This window comes from Chryseobacterium subflavum, from assembly GCF_055762745.1.
On sequence record NZ_JBVTMR010000003.1, the window covers coordinates 417678 to 437443 of the forward strand.

General features: G+C 32.0%; 15 protein-coding genes and 1 pseudogene. All 16 read right to left on the bottom strand.

Annotated features, from left to right (window positions below; translation table 11 throughout):
* Positions 1-344 (bottom strand): annotated as a pseudogene (locus AC0INN_RS15440) (glycosyltransferase family 4 protein); the annotation flags it as partial.
* A 66-nt stretch (positions 345-410) separates the two neighbouring features.
* Positions 411-1337, bottom strand: a complete 927-nt coding sequence (locus AC0INN_RS15445) for a hypothetical protein (protein ID WP_172280029.1) — start codon at positions 1335-1337, stop codon at positions 411-413.
* A gap of 32 nt (positions 1338-1369) precedes the next feature.
* The gene (locus AC0INN_RS15450) at positions 1370-2491 is read right to left on the bottom strand and encodes an EpsG family protein (protein WP_273649096.1); all 1122 of its coding nucleotides are present in this window, start codon (positions 2489-2491) and stop codon (positions 1370-1372) included.
* A 38-nt stretch (positions 2492-2529) separates the two neighbouring features.
* Positions 2530-3729 (bottom strand): glycosyltransferase family protein, encoded by a 1200-nt coding sequence (locus tag AC0INN_RS15455; protein ID WP_306613950.1) that lies wholly within the window; start codon positions 3727-3729, stop codon positions 2530-2532.
* Positions 3729-4883: a polysaccharide pyruvyl transferase family protein gene (locus AC0INN_RS15460; RefSeq protein ID WP_172280035.1), complete on the bottom strand. Its 1155-nt coding sequence runs from the start codon at positions 4881-4883 to the stop codon at positions 3729-3731. The genes AC0INN_RS15455 and AC0INN_RS15460 overlap by 1 nt, the downstream gene beginning before the upstream one ends.
* Before the next feature lie 4 nt (positions 4884-4887).
* On the bottom strand, positions 4888-6351 hold the full coding sequence (locus AC0INN_RS15465; RefSeq protein ID WP_273649102.1) for an oligosaccharide flippase family protein: 1464 nt from the start codon (positions 6349-6351) through the stop codon (positions 4888-4890).
* Positions 6352-6364: 13 nt separating this feature from the next.
* Positions 6365-7573: a UDP-N-acetyl-D-mannosamine dehydrogenase gene (wecC, locus tag AC0INN_RS15470; RefSeq protein ID WP_273649104.1), complete on the bottom strand. Its 1209-nt coding sequence runs from the start codon at positions 7571-7573 to the stop codon at positions 6365-6367.
* Positions 7574-7582: 9 nt separating this feature from the next.
* Complete coding sequence (gene wecB / locus AC0INN_RS15475; protein ID WP_306613953.1) at positions 7583-8710, bottom strand: non-hydrolyzing UDP-N-acetylglucosamine 2-epimerase; 1128 nt, start codon at positions 8708-8710, stop codon at positions 7583-7585.
* A 133-nt stretch (positions 8711-8843) separates the two neighbouring features.
* Positions 8844-10172, bottom strand: coding sequence for a nucleotide sugar dehydrogenase (locus AC0INN_RS15480; RefSeq protein WP_306613955.1), 1329 nt, complete (start codon positions 10170-10172; stop codon positions 8844-8846).
* Between the two features lie 73 nt (positions 10173-10245).
* Positions 10246-12582 carry a GumC family protein gene (locus AC0INN_RS15485; RefSeq protein WP_273649109.1) on the bottom strand — a complete coding sequence of 779 codons (2337 nt, stop codon included), beginning with the start codon at positions 12580-12582 and terminating at the stop codon, positions 10246-10248.
* Positions 12583-12590: 8 nt separating this feature from the next.
* On the bottom strand, positions 12591-13298 hold the full coding sequence (locus AC0INN_RS15490; RefSeq protein WP_228456987.1) for a polysaccharide biosynthesis/export family protein: 708 nt from the start codon (positions 13296-13298) through the stop codon (positions 12591-12593).
* Between the two features lie 213 nt (positions 13299-13511).
* Positions 13512-14318: a polysaccharide biosynthesis/export family protein gene (locus AC0INN_RS15495; protein WP_273649111.1), complete on the bottom strand. Its 807-nt coding sequence runs from the start codon at positions 14316-14318 to the stop codon at positions 13512-13514.
* 72 nt (positions 14319-14390) lie between these two features.
* Positions 14391-16340, bottom strand: a complete 1950-nt coding sequence (locus AC0INN_RS15500) for a polysaccharide biosynthesis protein (protein WP_273649113.1) — start codon at positions 16338-16340, stop codon at positions 14391-14393.
* Between the two features lie 437 nt (positions 16341-16777).
* The gene (locus tag AC0INN_RS15505; protein WP_273649115.1) at positions 16778-17239 is read right to left on the bottom strand and encodes a regulatory protein RecX; all 462 of its coding nucleotides are present in this window, start codon (positions 17237-17239) and stop codon (positions 16778-16780) included.
* Positions 17240-17298: 59 nt separating this feature from the next.
* Positions 17299-18564, bottom strand: a complete 1266-nt coding sequence (gene glyA, locus AC0INN_RS15510) for a serine hydroxymethyltransferase (RefSeq protein ID WP_273649117.1) — start codon at positions 18562-18564, stop codon at positions 17299-17301.
* A 224-nt stretch (positions 18565-18788) separates the two neighbouring features.
* A complete protein-coding gene (locus tag AC0INN_RS15515; RefSeq protein WP_306613960.1) occupies positions 18789-19694 on the bottom strand; it encodes an NAD(P)/FAD-dependent oxidoreductase in 906 nt (301 codons plus the stop codon).
* Positions 19695-19766: the final 72 nt, after the last annotated feature.

The window sequence follows — 19766 nt, forward strand, 5'->3', positions numbered from 1 at the left end:
TCAAAACTATTTTCATATGAAGCAGTCACTCCGATTCCCCAATATCCAATCTTATATTTTCTATTTCTTCTTAAGCAAAGTAACATAAGACTAATCCATCTGAGATTAGATAATCCAATTACCTCATCATATTGAGATGCAATATTGTACAAATTATCTTTATGAAGCTCAAAAGGTCCTGCTTTTTTAACGGGCAGATACATTGTTTTAAAAGAAAACTTTTTATTTTTAAATTTCTCATCAGAATAGGCAACAGTTAGGTCAAACTCTTCATTGATCAGTTCAAAAATTCTTTCTCGATAAGACCATACTTTGTTGTAAATGATTAAAACTTTGGTTTTCATATTTTTTTAATATTATTCATCGGAAAATTTAATCCGAAATGCCCTTTATTGGTTTAAAATTTAGAATTATTTAGTTGCATTATAATATGTTTTAAAAACATCTAAATCATATTGTTCAACGTCTTTTACATTTGAATATTCTTTCTGAAGTGCTGGGTATTTTTGTCTATTTAAATAAAAATACTTTTGACTATCCCACCATATTACACCACTTACTTTTTTCCCGGAAGAAACACGAGAGGTGATCATCTTATAATAATTTTTAAAAATATCGATTGGAATAAGTGACATCGCCATATTGGAGTTTCCTGAATTTCTCTTTTGCCATATAAATGGATAAACGTCTTTATTGTACTTTTTACCTACCTCTAAAGCATAATCAAGGTTAGTATATAAATAATCCCCACTTCCCACTTCTAATATTGGAGATCGGGCATTATATACTCTTGGATTAGCATTATACATATATAAAGAAGGAGCTATAATATCTACAGCGTTAAAAACCGGAGCCAGCCTCGCATTTACATCTTTCCATCCACTACTGTTTCCTTTGAAGGTTCTAACAGGTAATCCATAAAACCCCCATTTTAAATTGGGACGAAGTTTCTTAGCTGTTTCAACAGCTTTAACGAACTGCTGGATAGCCAAATTGGCACTTTTATCATCAGAACCTGAAATTGCTTTAATGGCAGGACCTTCCCAATCAATAACTGCAATCCCAGTACTTCCAGCAGATGTCTTATCATTAATATTCTTTGTAAATAATTCAACATCAAGATTACTTCCATCTGTTGTAACATCTTTTTGATAAAAGATAATTGCTTTTTCTAACCCATTCTGTTTAATGTATGTCTCCTGCAATTGATTCAGGCCGGTCATTCCTATGTATAATTTAGGTTGTTGTCCATACATTCTGTTTGAAAATACCAACAATATGATTGTTATTAAAAATAACAATGGACTGTTTAATTTTAAGTATTTTGTTGTTTGCATTGTTATAAAATTTAATTATTTCTTATAAACGTTTAATCTGGTATATTTATACTTTTCTCTTTTATTGTCTCTCCTGTACGTTTGTGATATGCATTCTTATTGAGATTGCTTCTATAACTTTTTGGTAGGTGATCTGATGACAAAATATGATATATACTGTTTGTATAAGGGAGATATTGATAACTACTCCAAATTGTTTTAAAAATAGTTAAGCCTATTAATAGATAAAGAGAGTATTTAATTTTGAAATTTGCAGATTTTATAATTATTGCTAAACAAACGGCAAAAAATAGTCCAAAATATAAAGTAATTCTAAAGCCTGTTGGAAAGATCAATAAAATCCTAAATAAATACATGTATAATAATGCAAAAAAATACAGTATATCACCATGAGGATTATTTAAAATTGCTTTTCTATAACGTAACAAAACGAAGAATAAGAAAAACATAATCAATGAACCAATAGTGAATATTGCGTTATTAGATTCCGCTACATAAACATTTAATAATTTATATGCTATTGTTGGAAACAAAGAGGCAAAATAATTTGAAAACTCATTTAAAATTTGTGGAAAAAAACCTATAATACAAGCTATAATATACCAAATTGATAAAGTAACATTTGACCGATATATCATTTTTTTCCTAAATACAACTAGTAAGGATAATAAAATTGGAGCAATTAATGAAATGTGAAATAAAAGTCCTAATAATGCAACAATAATAAATTTAACATACTTCTTATCCAGTAAATATACTGTACTCCAAACTAATATAACTGACCCACACATAAACCTTAAAGGATTATCAATCAGCATAAAAAGGAGGTTATAATTAAGCATGATCCCAATCGCTAAAAACTCACCTTTAATAAATCTTTTTATGAATTTTATAACTGAATATAAATAGAGACATTTTACAAGTCCAAGAAACAACCAAAAATCAGGTATAATATGTCGTATCAAGTATATGAGATAATAAAATCCCTGCTCATAATCTCTTCTTAAAAGGTCTTTATCTGTAGCAAAATTATATAAGTCTTCATAATGTCTCCAGTCTGTTCCAACAGTATAGCCAAAACATAAAAATATATATATCCATACAAGAAATAGCTTCTTACCCAATATATGTTTTCTATCGGGTAGATTATCCATAATGATACACAACAAGAATGTTACAATATAGAAAAGCATTATAATGTATTATATAAATTCAAAATATACTCTTTACCATAAGTGTGATTAAAGCTACTATTTTTTAGTTGGCCATTTTTATAATCATTATAAATTTTTTTAAATTCATTATATATCATACTATGATCACTAATATCTGCAAAATATTGTACATCATTTTTTTGGTAAAGATCATTTAAAACACCAACTGAAGGACTAATGCTAAATATCGGCGTATTGTGAGACATATAATCACCAACTTTAGTAGGCAGAAAAATACCTTCACCACAAGGTGCTTCAATTATTAACGCTACGTCGTACTCTTTTAAAAGTTCTAAACTCTTTTTGTATTCCACAGGAGGTAACAGATTGATTTGATTATTACCTTCCACATTTTTAATTAATTCCTTCAAATCATTATCAAATATTCCTATAAAATCAAGAGTAATATCTTTTGCACCACTTTCTGCAATGAACTTGGCAAATGCCTGAACAACAATCTTAGGATCACGCGGAGATCGAACATTTCCAGAATGAATTAATCTTAACTTCCCGTTGTTTTCTTTTTTTCCAATAATTGGCTCATATGCCAAATGAGGAATTATTACAGTCTTTGACTTATCGGGATTAAGATAGTTCAACATGTAATCTCTTAACCGTTCATTAGGGAAAATATGCTTATCTGCAAAATCCATTATAGTAATAATACCTTTGTTATAAAACGGCATCTTGGCATCTAATCCTCCACCATAAGGAACTGGATATTTAAGTGGCGGATAAGGATCATTCCATGTAGAAATCCATTTTAACCCCAGTTTCTTTTTAAGATAATATCCGATTAAAAAACTAGGCGTATCTTTTGTAATAACATAATCGTATTTTTCATTTTTAAAAAATGACTTATTATTAAAAATGACTTCATAGGCCCAGTGAGCTCCTTTAAATACTGTTCCAAACAAAAAATAAACGTATAAATGCTGAAATAGTGTTTTTAAGGTAAATTTGTTATCTACTTCTACAACAATACTTCTATTAATTTTGACATTTAAATCTTCTAAAGACTGAGTGGACGGATAATTACTCCATTTTATTTTTTTAGAAATGAGGTCGATTTCATATCCATTATTACTTAATAATTCCAGCAGCTTAATGTTAACAATAGCTTCAGGAGAATTAACCGGATATGAACTGGGTGCAATAAAAAGTACTTTCTTTGACATTATTCAAAATTTCTTAAAACATTCAATACATCTTCCACCATTGCGTTTGCTCTGGCATTAAGAGTTTTATAGCTATTTCTTATATTCTCTTGATGTTGCTGATAATTACCTTTTATATTTTGTATGTATTTATCCAGAACAGAGATTTCTTCTTCAGGATTCCAATAATAAAATCCACTAACTTCGTCACAAAGCGCTTTTAGTTTTGGATCAATTCCTAAACATATAGTTGGTATTCCCAGATTAAGAGCAAAAATTGCAGCATGATAACGAGATGTAATTAAAATATCACATTCATTTAAATACACATAAAACTCTACAAATTTGTACTTTAAGGGGTGCCAGATAATGAGATTCCTTATTCCTAAATCAGATCTTTTTTTAACCTGTTGAATTAATACATCATCTTTTGATTCAGAAAACATGAATAAATTTCTTTCGAAATCTTTTTGTTCAGGTAACCAATTAAAGATTTTGCTGTTAATGAGTTCTCCTGTATTGTTATGAGGCCAATCTCTAAGTACTACTCCAAGCTTTAGCCTGTCTTCTTTAGTGGCTTCATGATTTAATGGATATTTATTCTTGAACAAGTCCGTTAAGCATAGATCTGCTCCAAATTGCCTGTTTTTTAAATCCCATTTTTCTAAATATTGCAATGAAATACTATCTCTGCAATAAATTTTATCATACAATGCCAAGTCATTCTTAACATTAACTTCATCCTTCTCTGTACCAAAAGGTCCAAGCCCTATTCCTAAAGCCAGTTTTAATTTGATATCTTTTTTCTTTTTACCTTTTGAAGTTAAAAAGCTGATCAACAAAGATGGTTCTTTTAATAAAAGATTAAAATAAAGTTGGTATCTGGAGCTTAATGATATGTCTCTTTGTGACTTTTCAAATGAAAAGAACTGGGTTCCACCACCTAAAATATAAACATCAGCTGACTCAAAACGAGATGCTGCTAAACTTAGAAATTTGGCATTGCTGAATTGCTGTTTAATATATTTTTCCTTTTTACAAACAATCTTTGCATCTATATTTCGATTAACATGAGAAAGTAGATCCAAAGTCATTTCTAACAATAAATCATCACCTACATTCGCATCTCCATACGCTCCTTTAATTAATATGTCGATTTTTCTATTTCTCTGCATTTGTTCAATTCTTTATATAAACATTATACCACCGCTTAATTGTAAGTAATACCAATAATAAACTCACCAACAATAAAACCACTCTAATAATTACGGAGACATTCATTTTAAAAAGAAAAAGCCCCCCAAGTACAATTCCAAAGTATAATAGATTATACCATGTTAGCACCAGTTTCTTATTTACCAGTTTATTTTTAATAAAATAAGGAATAAATAATACGGTGTTTAAAAAATAGGCAATCACAAAGGCTACTCCTCTGCCAATGGCTCCATAATCAACAAGTAAGTAACTGAATGCTATTGCCGTAATACCCCAGAAACCATTACTAAAAACACTAAACCACATGAAATTACCTGCAGCAAAATTTCTGGCAATACCCTGTTTTTGTGAATTTATAATAGTAAATATAGAAACTAATATTGTCGTAATATACATATCATTGTTATGATACTGTGATCCAAATAAAGAGGAAAATACCTCAGGTAAAAAAACAGTTGGCAGACATATAATTAAACCAAAAAACATTGGATGGATTATATTTAGAAATTCAAACTTTTTATTTCCATTTCCAAAGTTCTTCATAGCGTAAGGATAAAAAACCTGTCCAATAATACTCAATAAAATCATTGAAATTTGTGAGTAGTTATTGCTGGCATTAAAAATACCCATTTCGTATAAACCATTATGATTTCTCTTTATCAAAATACTATTACAAATTAAAATAATTGGGTTAACCATTAAACTGCTAATGAATGCAGGTAAGCTAAATTTTAGTATAATATCAAAATTTGATTTTATATTATCAAGAGAAAACCATATTCCATGTTCTTTGCATACTTTTCTAAGTAATATCGCGGAACATAGCCATATAGAAAAATTAGTGATTAGAAGTGCAAAAGCAAATCCATTCACTCCATATCTTTCCGTTAGTATAATAATTAAAGGAAAGGATAATAATCCATTTACAATATTAATTATAGAAATGGATTTAAAGTTTTCAAATCCTGCCAATGCACCGGTTTGCAAACCATTCAGAGAAGAAAATAAAATAGCAATAGAACAATACAACATAGGTTGCCATATTTCTTCTTTGCCTGTCAATAATACACAAAGCTCCTTATTAAAAAATAAAGAACACACTAACACAAGTATGGCTAGTAAAAAAGAAGATAATCGTACTAAAGAAAATATTTCACTTGTTTTTCTCTTATTTTCATGAAGATTTATAGCAATGTATTTAGTGGCAGTAACTCCAAAGCTTGCAAGACTTAGCAATGAAAAAGTGGTAATATAGGATTGTAGAATCCCAATATTACCAAAATCAGCTACGGACAATTCTCTTGCAACAAAAAACATTGCTAGAAAGCCTAATCCTTTAGAGGCTATTACTCCTAAGAAAGACCAAAAAATACCTTTTATAAGCGTATTTTTTTTAAAATCGTTAATAAGATTTTTAATTTTTATCATTAAATATTAATGATTATAATTTAACGCCACAAAAATCTATAACGATTTTATCGTCAGCAATTTCCAACTTCTTAAATTCATTATGAGCAACAAGGAAAACAATGATATCCGCCTTCTTTACTGCATCTTTGTAATCTGTTAATTTAAAAATCTTGTGTTCTTGTACATTAGGTTCAACAATAAACAAGTCAGCATCTCCTGAATCTTGTAATACCCTTTCTGCAATATGAATAGCTGGAGATTCTCTCAAGTCATCAATATTGGGTTTAAAAGCAAGTCCCATAATAGCTATAGAAGGTTGACGCCCTTGTTTTAATTCGAATTCTAAACGTGCTGTCTTAATTTTTTCAGCACACCAGAATGATTTATAATTATTAGTTGCACGGGCTTGCGCGATGATACGAGATTCCATAGGGAAATCAGCAACAATAAAGTACGGATCAACAGCTATACAATGTCCTCCTACTCCGCAACCTGGTTGTAATATGTTTACACGTGGATGTTTGTTCGCCAATTGAATTAGTTCCCATACGTTAATACCTGCTTTATCACAAATCAATGATAATTCATTAGCAAATGCAATCTGAACATCTCGAGAGGAGTTTTCAGTTAACTTACACATTTCTGCAGTTCTAGCATTTGTCGGATGAAGGTCTCCCTTAACAAATTGACGGTAAAATTCAAGTGCTTTTTCGGTAGATTCTTTATTTACACCTCCAATTACACGATCATTATGAACCAGTTCATACATTACGTTCCCAGGAAGTACTCTTTCTGGACAATAAGCCAAATAAATTTTATTTTCCAATTCCGGACGCTCTGAAAAAATGTATTCCATCATTTTTTCGGTAGTCCCAATAGGGGATGTAGATTCAATAATATACAAGTCTCCCTCTTTTAATAGAGGGATCAACACCTTTGTGGCTGCTTTTACATATGAAATATCAGGTTCATGATTTCCTTTAAATGGTGTTGGAACGACAACCAAATAAGTATCAGCAATCACTGGTTTTGTGTCCGCCTTTAAATAGCCATTTTTAACTGCATCTGCCACAGCTTCATCTAAATCCGGCTCTACAATATGAATTTTACCAGCATTAATGGTATCCACTACATGTTGAGAAATATCTACTCCATGTACTGGTATGTTATTATTAGCAATTAAAGCGGATGTTGGCAATCCGATATATCCTAAACCTATCGTTACTACTTTTGGTTGCATACTTTTATTTTAAATATTACTATTTTGTTTAATGAATTGGACAATACGTTGACATGCCTTTCCATCACCATAAGGATTATGCAAGGCACTCATCATTTGATACCGTTGGGTATCTGTCAGTAAATTTTGTGCTTCAGAAACAATTTTGTTTTTATCAGTTCCTACTAGAATTACCGTCCCAGCATCTACAGCTTCAGGACGTTCAGTTGTATCACGCATTACTAATACTGGTTTTCCTAAGCTCGGAGCTTCTTCTTGTACGCCACCAGAATCTGTAATAATCATATATGATTGTGTCATTAACCAAACAAAAGCCGGGTATGCTAAAGGATCAATTAACTTAATATTATCTATTCCTGATAAAATTTCATAAACAGGCCCTTTAACGTTTGGATTTAAATGTACAGGATAAATAATCTGAACATCAGAATTTACTACCGCTATTTCCTTTAATGCTTCACAAATATTAATAAAACCTTGTCCGTGATTTTCTCTTCTGTGTCCGGTTACTAATATTAATCTTTTGTTAGTATCTACAATATTTTTTAGAGATTCAATCTCATCGTTTTCTATTTTCGTAACTCTTTCTGAGCTATCCAATAATGCATCAATTACAGTGTTCCCGGTTACTAGGATATCTTTCTCAGCTACACTTTCCGAAATCAGATTGCTTTTTGACTGCTCAGTAGGTGCAAAGTGATAATCAGCAATACGTCCTGTAACCTGGCGGTTTATTTCTTCTGGAAATGGAGATCGTTTGTTATGAGTTCTTAAACCAGCTTCTACGTGACAAACTTTTGCACCGGAATAAAATCCAGCTATACTTGCGGCCATAGTGGTTGTAGTATCACCGTGAACATAAATAAAGTCAGGTTGAAAATCGTCCAAAACAGATTTCATTTCTGTAATAATATCTGCTGTTAATGAATATAAATTTTGATTAGGTTTCATCAAATTTAAATCATAGTCAGGTTTGATATCAAAGAATGACAGAACCTGATCAAGCATTTCTCGATGTTGTGCAGTCACACAAACCTTGGTTTCAAAATCAGCATTCTTTTTAAACTCTTTTACCAACGGAGCCATTTTTATAGCTTCAGGACGTGTCCCAAAAATGATAAGATTTTTAATTTTCATAAGTTAATTTCCCATTCTTTTTTTAATAAATCTATGATGAACTCTTAATATTAAAGTTACAATCATCAAAAAACACGTGCGATTTTTAATTTTGCTAATCTACCGCACAGTAATATAATTTTATTTTTTAGGGTTATAGTCTAGAATCGTAATGACTTAAAAAGCCTTTAACATCATAAATGGCTCCCTCTTCCTTTAAAAGTTTTGATAAATCAACGTCTAAAAATTCCTTATGAGATACAGTAAGTACTATGGCGTCAAACTTTTGAGAGCTTATTCTACCATTAATTTGTTCAATATCTTTAATGATTTCAAATCCATACTCCTCTTTGACCTCCTCATTTTTTGCCCAAGGATCATAAGTTGTGACTTCTACACCATATTCTTCTAATCCCTGAATAACGTCAATAACTTTAGAATTACGGATGTCCGGACAATTTTCCTTAAAAGTGATACCCAGGTTTAAAACTCTTGCACCCTTTATTTTAATATCTCTTTTAATCATCAACTTAATAACCTGAGAGGCTACAAATGCCCCCATAGAATCATTTAGTCTTCTTGCTGCCAGTATTAATTCTGAATAATATCCTATTTCCTGAGCTTTTTGTGCTAGATAAAAAGGATCTACCCCTATACAATGCCCCCCAACCAAACCAGGCTTAAAGGGTAAAAAATTCCATTTAGTTCCAGCTGCCTCTAAAACATCATTAGTATCAATGTTCATAAGCGAAAAAACCTTAGCTAATTCATTTATAAAAGCAATATTAATATCCCTTTGGGAGTTTTCAATAACTTTAGATGCTTCTGCAACCTTAATGGATGGAGCCAAATGTGTTCCAGCATTAATGATTGACTTATATAAGTCATCTACAATAATTGCAACTTCTTTTGTAGAACCTGATGTTACTTTCAAGATATTTTCTACAGTATGATTTTTATCTCCAGGGTTTATACGTTCTGGTGAGTATCCTGCAAAAAAATCTTCATTAAATTTTAAACCAGATACTTTTTCTAACACTGGAACACACTCTTCTTCTGTGACTCCGGGGTATACTGTGGATTCGTAAATAACAATGTCACCTTTCTTCAGAACTTTTGCTACCGTTTCTGAGGCTTTATATAATGGTGTTAAATCGGGTCTGTTATGTTTATCAACAGGTGTAGGTACTGTGACAATATAAATGTTTGCTTCTTTAATATCATCTACTTCTGATGAACAATACAATCCTTTTTGTGAGATGTTAGAGTTTGAAGCCTCTTTAAAAGGGTTTGTTTTAGATAAGACAGATTGTAGTATATTGTTATCTACTTCTAATGTATGATCTGTGCCGTGATTTAACTCTTCGATTCTTTTCTGGTTAATATCAAAACCAACAACTGGATATTTCGTAGCAAATAAACGTGCTAATGGTAACCCAACATATCCTAAACCAATTATACTAATTCTAATCTGTGTATCCATCAATATTGTACCTTCTAAAAGTCACTCCTAATATTATAATATCTCTTGTTAATCCCATAGCTTAGTAACAAAATTATTTTTTAAATAATCTTTGCCACCAGCTTTCCTTTTTATCTTTAGTATATCCATATCCATAACCATAATTATATCCATAACCTCCAGCACTTTTGGATACATCATTAATAACAAAGGATACATTAGAAAGTTTAGAATCTTTAACTAAATCATTTGTAAAATCTATTAATACATTTCTTGACACCCCAGACCTTACCACGTAAAGAGTTGTATCCGCAACATCTGCAATATTAAGAGTATCCGATACTAGTACAAGGGGTGCAGAGTCGATAATAATATATGCATATTGTGATTCCATTTGGTGGATAAGTTTTTGGTATCTACCATTAGAAAGAAGTTCCTGAGGATTAGGAGGAATACTTCCAGCATAGATTACATCACAATTTGGATTGGTATCTGAAGTATGAATAAGATCTTGGACATTAGTTGATTCATCGTATAGATATTCTGTAAGCCCCTTTCTTTTCACTGGTTCACTATCATAACGCTGAATCTGCGGATTTCTGATATCAGAACCAATAAGTAGAGCCCGCCCATTTTTATTTCCTAATGTAAGTGCTAAATTAACTGATACTAAAGTTTTTCCCTCTCCCTTAACAGATGATGTAACCATAATAATTTTAGCTGATTCCTTAACAGGTAGCACAAATTTAAGATTGGAAACCAATACTCTGAAAGATTCTGCTAATTCAGAAAAATCATTTTTTTGCACTAAATGATTTTCTTTATCATTTAATGTTGGTATATCTGCTAAAATACCTAAAGAAGAACGCTCCTTAATATCGTCACGATTATAGATTTTATCATCCCACATAAAGAACAAATAAAATATGGCAAAGGGAAGCAGTATTCCAAGGAACAGAGCTCCCAGAAAAACAATACTCTTTTTAGGTGATATGGGAATATCATCGGTAAATGCGGGATTTACAATTTTTGCTTTTGGAACATTTACAGATAAGTTGATTGCATTTTCTTCTCTCTTCTGTAATAAAAATAAAAATAGTTGCTCCTTAAGATTCTGCTGACGCTCTATTCCACGATACACTTTTGATTGTCCAGGTACCTTCTCAATAAGTCCGTTACTTGTTGCAATCTGATTATTAAATTGTGATATAGTTGCCTGCACAGTCTCCTTTTGCTGGCGAATATTCTCACGAACAATCTCTTTTAATGAAGCTATTTCTTTATTCATTTCCACTACAGCAGGGTTTTCATTAGTCGCCTGCTTTAGTGTTTTATTTCTGGTAATAAGAAGTGTATTATATTGAGAAATAGCTTGTTCCAGTGAAAGATTGAGTCCAAGATTGGAAGGCATGAGCTGGTTTCCCCCTTTTGCAGCTTCTTGCGCTAAAGAGTTCAAAAGCTCCAGCTGCGCTTGTTGCTGTAAAAGCGCTTTGGTATTATCGTTTGTATTTTGAAGTGCCAATTGTGCCTGGATTTCAAGATCAACGATACGATTGCGATTCTGGAAATCCTCCTTTTGATTTTCTACTCCAGATAGATCACGGGTAATAACCTCTAACCTTTTATCAATAAATTCTTGTGTATTTTTTGCCTGTAAATTTTTATCTCTCAGACCATCCAAATTATATTGCTTTGTGACTTCATTTAGAATAGCTTCTGATTTTTCCGGAACTCCACCTATCAAACTGATATCCATCAACAATGCTTTTTGATCCGGTAGATCTACTTTAATCTTTTCCTCTAATTTTTTAACTCTCTCAATCGGATTCCAAAATACTATTATATATTTTGAACGAAATTTAATTCCAGAATTTTTATGTAGAATAACTGTTCCGAACTTCAAATGTAGAGGTTTGTCAAATTCTCCTTTAAACTCAGCTTTCTTATCATCAATTAATGTAAATTGATGATCACCTACTTCACTAACATTATATTCTGCAGATTTAAATTTCTTTTCATTTTTAAATGAAAGTATTTTACCTGTAATCGGTATCTGTGTAAATAATTCCGAATCCTTAATTTCTCCCGCACTAAAGTATTGAACACTTAGGTTTAAGTTTTTAACAACCTGCATAAGTATTGGACGGGATGTAACTACAGCTACTTCACTTTTCATCTCATCAGCATTTCCTAAGCCTATCCCCAAATTATCCAAATCCGCAAGTGCAGAAGTAAGATCTGTTTCCTTTTTATCAAATTTAAGAGTAGTTTTTGATTGATATTGAGGAATAGAATATCTTAGATAGATGTAGGCTCCAATCATAAACATTAAAATGGATCCAATAAACCAGGGCCATTTTCTTAGATATTGCCCGATAATTTTCTTTATATCTAATACTTCTTCTTTTTCCTGAAATTCTATATGCTGCATGTTCTAGTTTATCGGGTTAAAGAAATAACGAGGGTTGCTGCTGCCAATGCTGAAGCAATAATTTGAAATGTAAGAGCTCTATTTGGATTAGAGTTTGCCTGTATTTGCTTATTATGATCAGGTTCTACATAAAGAACATCATTTTGTTTCATGTAGTAGTAAGGTGAATTTACTATATCCGATCTTGATAAGTCTAAATTAACAACCTGATCCGAACCATCGTCTCCTGAACGAATAAGTTTTACGTTTGTACGATTTCCAAAATCTGTCATATCTCCCGCAAGACTTAATGCCTGAAAGATATTAAGCTTTTGTGTAGGACTTTCTTTTTGGCCAGGAAGCTTAACCTCACCTAAAACACTAACATTGAAATTTTTCAAAGTAATGGTAACTAAAGGATCTGTAAGATATCTTTTTAAACGGGACTCTAATTCCTGCTTTAACTGTATTTGTGTCATCCCTTTTGCATAAACATTTCCTAACACAGGAAAATTAATATATCCTTCTTCATTTACCATATACTCACTGGGTTGTACATATTGAGTTATACCATTTGGAGACTCACTTCCAACACGATTTGCAGTATTTAGGTTAAATGGTTTTACTGCTATCTCATCAAGCGCAGAAACGAGAATCAGAAGCACATCACTTTCTTGTATATGTAACCCCTGAAATTTTGCTTTAGCCACTTCCTCCTCCATATTATGCTGTGCCATATATACCATATTTTGTTTAGGCTTGCAAGATGCCAAAACCGCTGACAAAATTATAAGGTAAGTAATAATAGTTTTATTCATGATATTATTTAATCTACTGTCGCTTGACTTTAATTTTATTTATTGATTACATTCCGTACAAGCTATTTTTTTCTACTAATTTGTGATTTAATGTTCACCTGCTGGTGACAATCTATTCTAAAATTTTATTTATTAATTTTTAATCAATGCCAATATCCCCACAGTTATTGAAGCAATTACAGAGGCAACAGAAATGTAAAGTCCAGTATTAGGATCTACCCTAGCTGCTTTTTCCCTGTTAGCATTTGGCTGAACATATACTACATCATTTTGTTTCAGATAGTAGTAAGGAGAATTTATAAAATTAGCACTTGTAAGATCTATTCTTTCTTTGCTGATCTGTCCGTCAACATTTCGAACAATTAAAATATTATTTCTTACTCCATATGCAGTTAAATCTCCTGCTAGACCAATCGCACCTAATAAAGTTGTATTTCCATCAGGTATTACATAAGTTCCGGGTTTAGCAACCTCACCAAGAACAGAAACTTTAAAATTAATCAGTTTTATGTCTACAATAGGACTTTTTACGTACTCCGAAATTAATCCCGTAAGCTTGGTTCTTAATGTTTCAATATTTTCGTTTTTAGTGCTTATTTTTCCAATCTGAGGAAAAACAATATCACCATTGGTATCTATAACATAAGTCGGTCCTGACATAGGAACCTGTTGAGGAAGATTATTGGAACTCGGCAAAGTATACTGAGCAACTGTACTAGCTGAAGAATAATTCTGATTAAAAGGCTTTACTACATCCATATCTTTTGCTGAAACTGTAATAATTAATTGATCCCCAGGCTGAAAATCAACTCTGCTATTTTTAATCGAATTTTCGAGTGTAATACTATCAATATCTTTCATATAATTGATATCCTGTCTCGTTGTACAAGAAAACATTGCTAAACTTACAGCACCATAAATAAAATACTTTAAACTCATTCCTGATAATTTTTCCACAAAAATAGGATAATTATTTTTTTACAAACTATTCATTGATTTCATTGCACTCAATTACTCTTCTACTAATGGTTCTTTATCCAAAATTTCAAACTCGGAGTTATTGCTTATAAACTCCTGAACAATAGTTTTTAAAATTCTAACTACCTGTAATTTATCTCTTTTAACAGCAGCTAATATAATCTGCTTGCATAGCATATCCACCTCATCGAATTCCATTATAGGATCTCTTGAGATCAAAATCTTTTCATGGTGTGTAGGAATGGTAACAGTATTATTACTTAAAAGTTCCTCATATAATTTCTCTCCCGGTCTTAAACCAATGAAGGTAATTTTTATATCTACATCTGGCGTATAACCAGATAGTTTTATCATTCTTTTAGCAAGATCTAAAATCTTAACAGGTTCACCCATATCAAATACATAAATCTCTCCTCCATTACCCATAGTTCCTGCCTGAAGTACAAGTTCACATGCTTCAGGAATTGTCATAAAGTAACGAATAATGTCCGGGTGAGTAATCGTAACGGGACCTCCCTTTTCTATTTGCTTTCTAAAGTGAGGAATAACCGAACCGTTTGATCCCAATACATTCCCAAAACGCGTAGTAATAAACTTAGTAGTATTTCCCGGTGAATTCTGTAAAGACTGAACAAACAATTCTGCTGCTCTTTTTGACGCCCCCATAACATTGGTAGGGTTAACAGCCTTATCGGTAGAAACCATCACAAAACGGTTTACTTTATACTTTTTTGATAATAAAGAAACGTTCTTTGTCCCTAAGATATTTACAAAAATAGCTTCATGCGGATTTTCTTCGATTAACGGAACGTGCTTGTATGCAGCGGCGTGATATACCATTGAGAACTGATAGTCTTCAAACACTTTTTCTAATCTGTAACTGTTAGAAATATCCGCCAGTACAAATTTAAACCGTTGCTCAGGAAATTTTTCCAGAAGCTCTAATTCCAATTCATATAATGGGGACTCTGCCTGATCAAGAACTACAATTAATGCAGGATTGAACTGCGCAACTTGCCTAACAATTTCACTTCCAATAGAACCAGCACCTCCTGTAACTAAAACATTTTTATCAAAATGTCTCTTTTTTACGTCTTCACTCTCTATTTTTATAGGTTTACGATTCAATAAATCTTCAATCTGAAGCTGGCTGATTCCTCCAACGAGATCACTATCTCTCATTTTACTAAGTGTCGGAGCTTTCAGTACTCTCAAACCGCTGTCCAAAGCTAAGGTCATCCACTCTTCGATTTCCTGCTTTGTCATAATCTCCTTAATCAACAATACAGCATCAAACTGCTTGATTAATTTTTCGCTTTTAAAAAACTGATTTTTATTATAAATCTTGTAGCCCAATAGTAAAGCTCTGTTTGAGTCCGATCTTCCTGTAAGAAAACCCTGCAAACGATAGGGATAGTTAGGATTATGCATAATGGCGCGAGCCAATGCTACAGAAGCCTCTCCAACGCCTACCACTGCTATTCTTACTTTAGAAGAAGCACCTTTAATATCAATTAGCATATTAAAGAATTGCTTAGTAACCATCCTAAAAAAGAACATGATGGATACCGAAATAAGGAAATACAAAAACAGATTAGGATACAGGAAAAGTGATGTACCCATGGCCATCTGTGAAATGTAATTGATAATCAAAAGACTGACCAATGTACTTCCTGATGATAGTATAATCTTGAAAAAATCAAAGAAAGTAGAATGTCTTATAATACCTGCATAGGTTTTGAAGACATACATAAACAGGATATTAATCCCAATTACTAAAATCCTTTTCTGAACAACATATTCCGGAAAATTAACTTTTACATCCAGATTCCTTAAGAAAAGACGTGAAAGCAAAATTGAAAAAAAGATAATTAAAATATCGATAATGATAACCAACCATCTCGGTATATATCTCAATTTCGTGATTTTCACAATGTTATCGCCATTGTAAAGAGCATTAAAAGCTTCATGCAACTTTTTCATTCAACATTAGGTGATTTTATTAGCGGGGCAAAGGTAATAGATATTATTCATAATTTTAATGCAATTGTTTAATTTCTTTTTTCTACTTTATCTATTTCCAATAAAAACTATTTCTAACACATATTATTGTCTATAAAAAAATTTATATACAATCTCCATACTTTTTACGCTATTTATATCATATTTTCATTGTTTTTCAGATATAAATTTCAAAATATAAATATTGCAAACCACATGCATTTTTCGTGCCACTTACTTTAATTTCTATTAAAATTTTAATTTTTTTTTAAGGAAACAATGTAAGATATTACATATAAAAGTCTTATAAAAACCAATACTAAATTCACAGTATAATTATTATAATTTATTATCCTTAAAATTTCAACAAAGCTATTTTTTTTAAACAGAAAATAAACGGAACGTAAATTACATATATATTAATTCTCAAGAACCTGCAGGATTATTTCATATTCGTACCCCTTGCCTATTAAATAACTGATTGTTTTCGTTTTTCTCTGGTACTCTTTCAGCTCACTGGATTTGGAATAGTGATCATCAAACATCTTTTTAAGGGTTTTAAAATAATCGTCCTCATCTATTTCATTAAAGCAGGATTGAATAAGCTTTTCGGAAATTTGCTTTTGCTTTAAATTCATCCGAATCTTATTTCTCCCCCAGTGCTTTATATAAAACTTTCCCCTGATATAACTTCTTACAAACCTCTCCTCATTCAGATAATTTTCCTGAATCAGATATAAAAGAATCTCCTCTTTAGCTTCGTTGATCAGCATGAATTCTTTCATCTTTTGTTCAACTTCAGCATGACATCGGTCCTGATAAACACAATAGTTAACCAGCTTTTGTTTGATTTCTTCAAAAGTATAAGATTTCTTATCCATATATTATAAAAAAAGAATGAGCAAAGTGCCCATTCTTAGTATTTAAATTGAAGTAAAATTTAGTAATTAAACAAAGCTTTCCCTTCCATTAATTCATTTACTTTCTTTTTTACAGATGCAATAACTTCTTCATTCTTGATATTATCAACAACCTCGGAGATTAGCTCTGAAATAGTTTCCATATCCTGTTCTTTTAATCCTCTTGTTGTAATTGCTGCCGTTCCTAGTCTGATTCCAGAGGTTGTAAATGGCGATTTATCATCAAAAGGAACCATATTTTTGTTACATGTAATATCTGCCAGAACTAATGCTTTTTCAGTCTCTTTACCATTAACGCCTTTATTTCTAAGATCCACAAGCATTAAGTGATTATCTGTTCCCCCGCTCACAATATCAAATCCTCTACTGATCATTGCTTTTGCTAAAGCCTGAGCATTAGATTTAACTTGTTTTGCATAAGTCTCAAACTGAGTATCCAAAGCTTCTCCAAAAGCAATTGCTTTACCAGCAATCACATGTTCAAGAGGTCCTCCTTGAATTCCAGGAAATACTGCACCATCTAAAACCTGACTCATCATTTTGATCTCTCCTTTAGGTGTCTTATGACCATACGTATTTTCGAAATCTTTACCCATCATGATCATTCCTCCTCTTGGCCCTCTTAGTGTTTTATGAGTAGTTGTAGTCACTACGTGGCAATGTTCAAATGGGGAATTCAGTAATCCCTTTGCAACCAAACCTGCCGGGTGCGCAATGTCAGCCCACAGAGTAGCACCTACTTCATCTGCCACCTCTCTGAATTTTGCATAATCCAGGTCTCTGGAGTAAGCGGAAAAACCGGCAATAAGCATTTTCGGTCTTTCTCTCAAAGCAACTTCTCTCATTTGATCGTAATCAATCAAACCTGTTTCCTGTTGTACGCCATAAGAAACAACATTATACTGAATTCCTGAAAAATTAACGGCTGAACCATGAGTCAGATGTCCTCCCATGGAAAGATCCATTCCCATAATTTTATCTCCGGGTTTCAAAACGGCAAGGTAAATAGCTGCATTAGCCTGAGATCCGGAGTGAGGCTGAACATTTACATAGTCAACTCCAAAAAGCTCCTTTGCTCTGTTTATTGCTAATGTTTCGACCTCATCTACTACTTCGCATCCACCATAATACCTTTTACCAGGGTACCCTTCTGCGTATTTATTTGTTAATACACTCCCCATCGCCTTCATTACATTATCAGAAACAAAATTTTCCGATGCTATAAGCTCCAATCCATGAGTTTGTCTTTGTTTTTCCTTTTCAATCAGGTCGAAAATAATATCCATTTACTTTTAGTTTTTGAGATTTTTCACCCCAAATGTACGGAATTTTCAACAAGATTTTATTCATAAAAATATGATTTTTGGGATAAAATAATATAAAACACAATTTATTTCTCAATCCCTATCTAGCTTAAAATCTTAGTGAAAAAGTGCCCATCACTTCTTATAAAAAAATATTCCCTGCTATACTAATACAGCAAGGAATACTTAAAACACTTAAAATTTAATTAAAATTCTTCTTCAATAAGCTCCTTATTTACCATAGCACCAACGGTATTTCCAGATCCGACAGCATTTGCTACAGATCTCATCATTGAAGAGCTATCACCACAGGCATAAACACCATACACATTGGTTTTATAAAAAGCATCTGTTTTTATATGGCCTGACTCAGTTATTTCGATGCCTAAATCCTGTGAAACGTTTATATTTTGCTCAAAAGGAACTTTAGCATAGACAGCTTTTAAAGAAACTTTTGATCCGTCTTTAAAGACGACACTTTCAATGATCCCGTTCCTATGCTTCAATTCCGTAATTTCATTTTCATTGATATTAATTTTTTTTTCTTGTAACTTTCTGATCTGATCTTCTGTGAGCTCTGCCTTTCCATTGGTAAACAGAGTAAGGTCTTTCGTCCAATGTGAAATCATTTTTGAAAACTCATAGGCAAAATCGCCATTACCCATAATTCCTGTTTTCTCATTTTTCACTTCGTACCCATGACAATACGGACAGTGTAAAACAGAAATCCCCCAACAATCTTTGAATCCTGGAATAAGTGGCTTTATATCATTAATTCCAGTGGCAATAATCAATTTCTTAGATTTGAATCTTTCTAGTGACTGAGTTTCGACTTCAAATCCGTTATCTATTTTCAGAAGTTTACTCGCAATACCATCATAAAACTTTACAGAACTATATTTTTTCACCTGAGATTTAGCCTCATCACTAATCTCCCGGGGAGTCCTTCCATCTTGTGTCAGAAAATTATGAGAATAAGGTGTTTGCTCATTGCAAGGTTTTCCTCCATCAATAATTAATACATTTCTCAAAGATCTTCCTAAAGCCATTGCAGCTGAAAGACCAGCATAACTGCCTCCAATTATTATAACATCATAAGGGTTTAATTCCATGGTCTGAAATAAAATTTAAGACAAAGATAAAATAATTTTTTAATAATGCAATAAAGTTGCAATAATGAATTA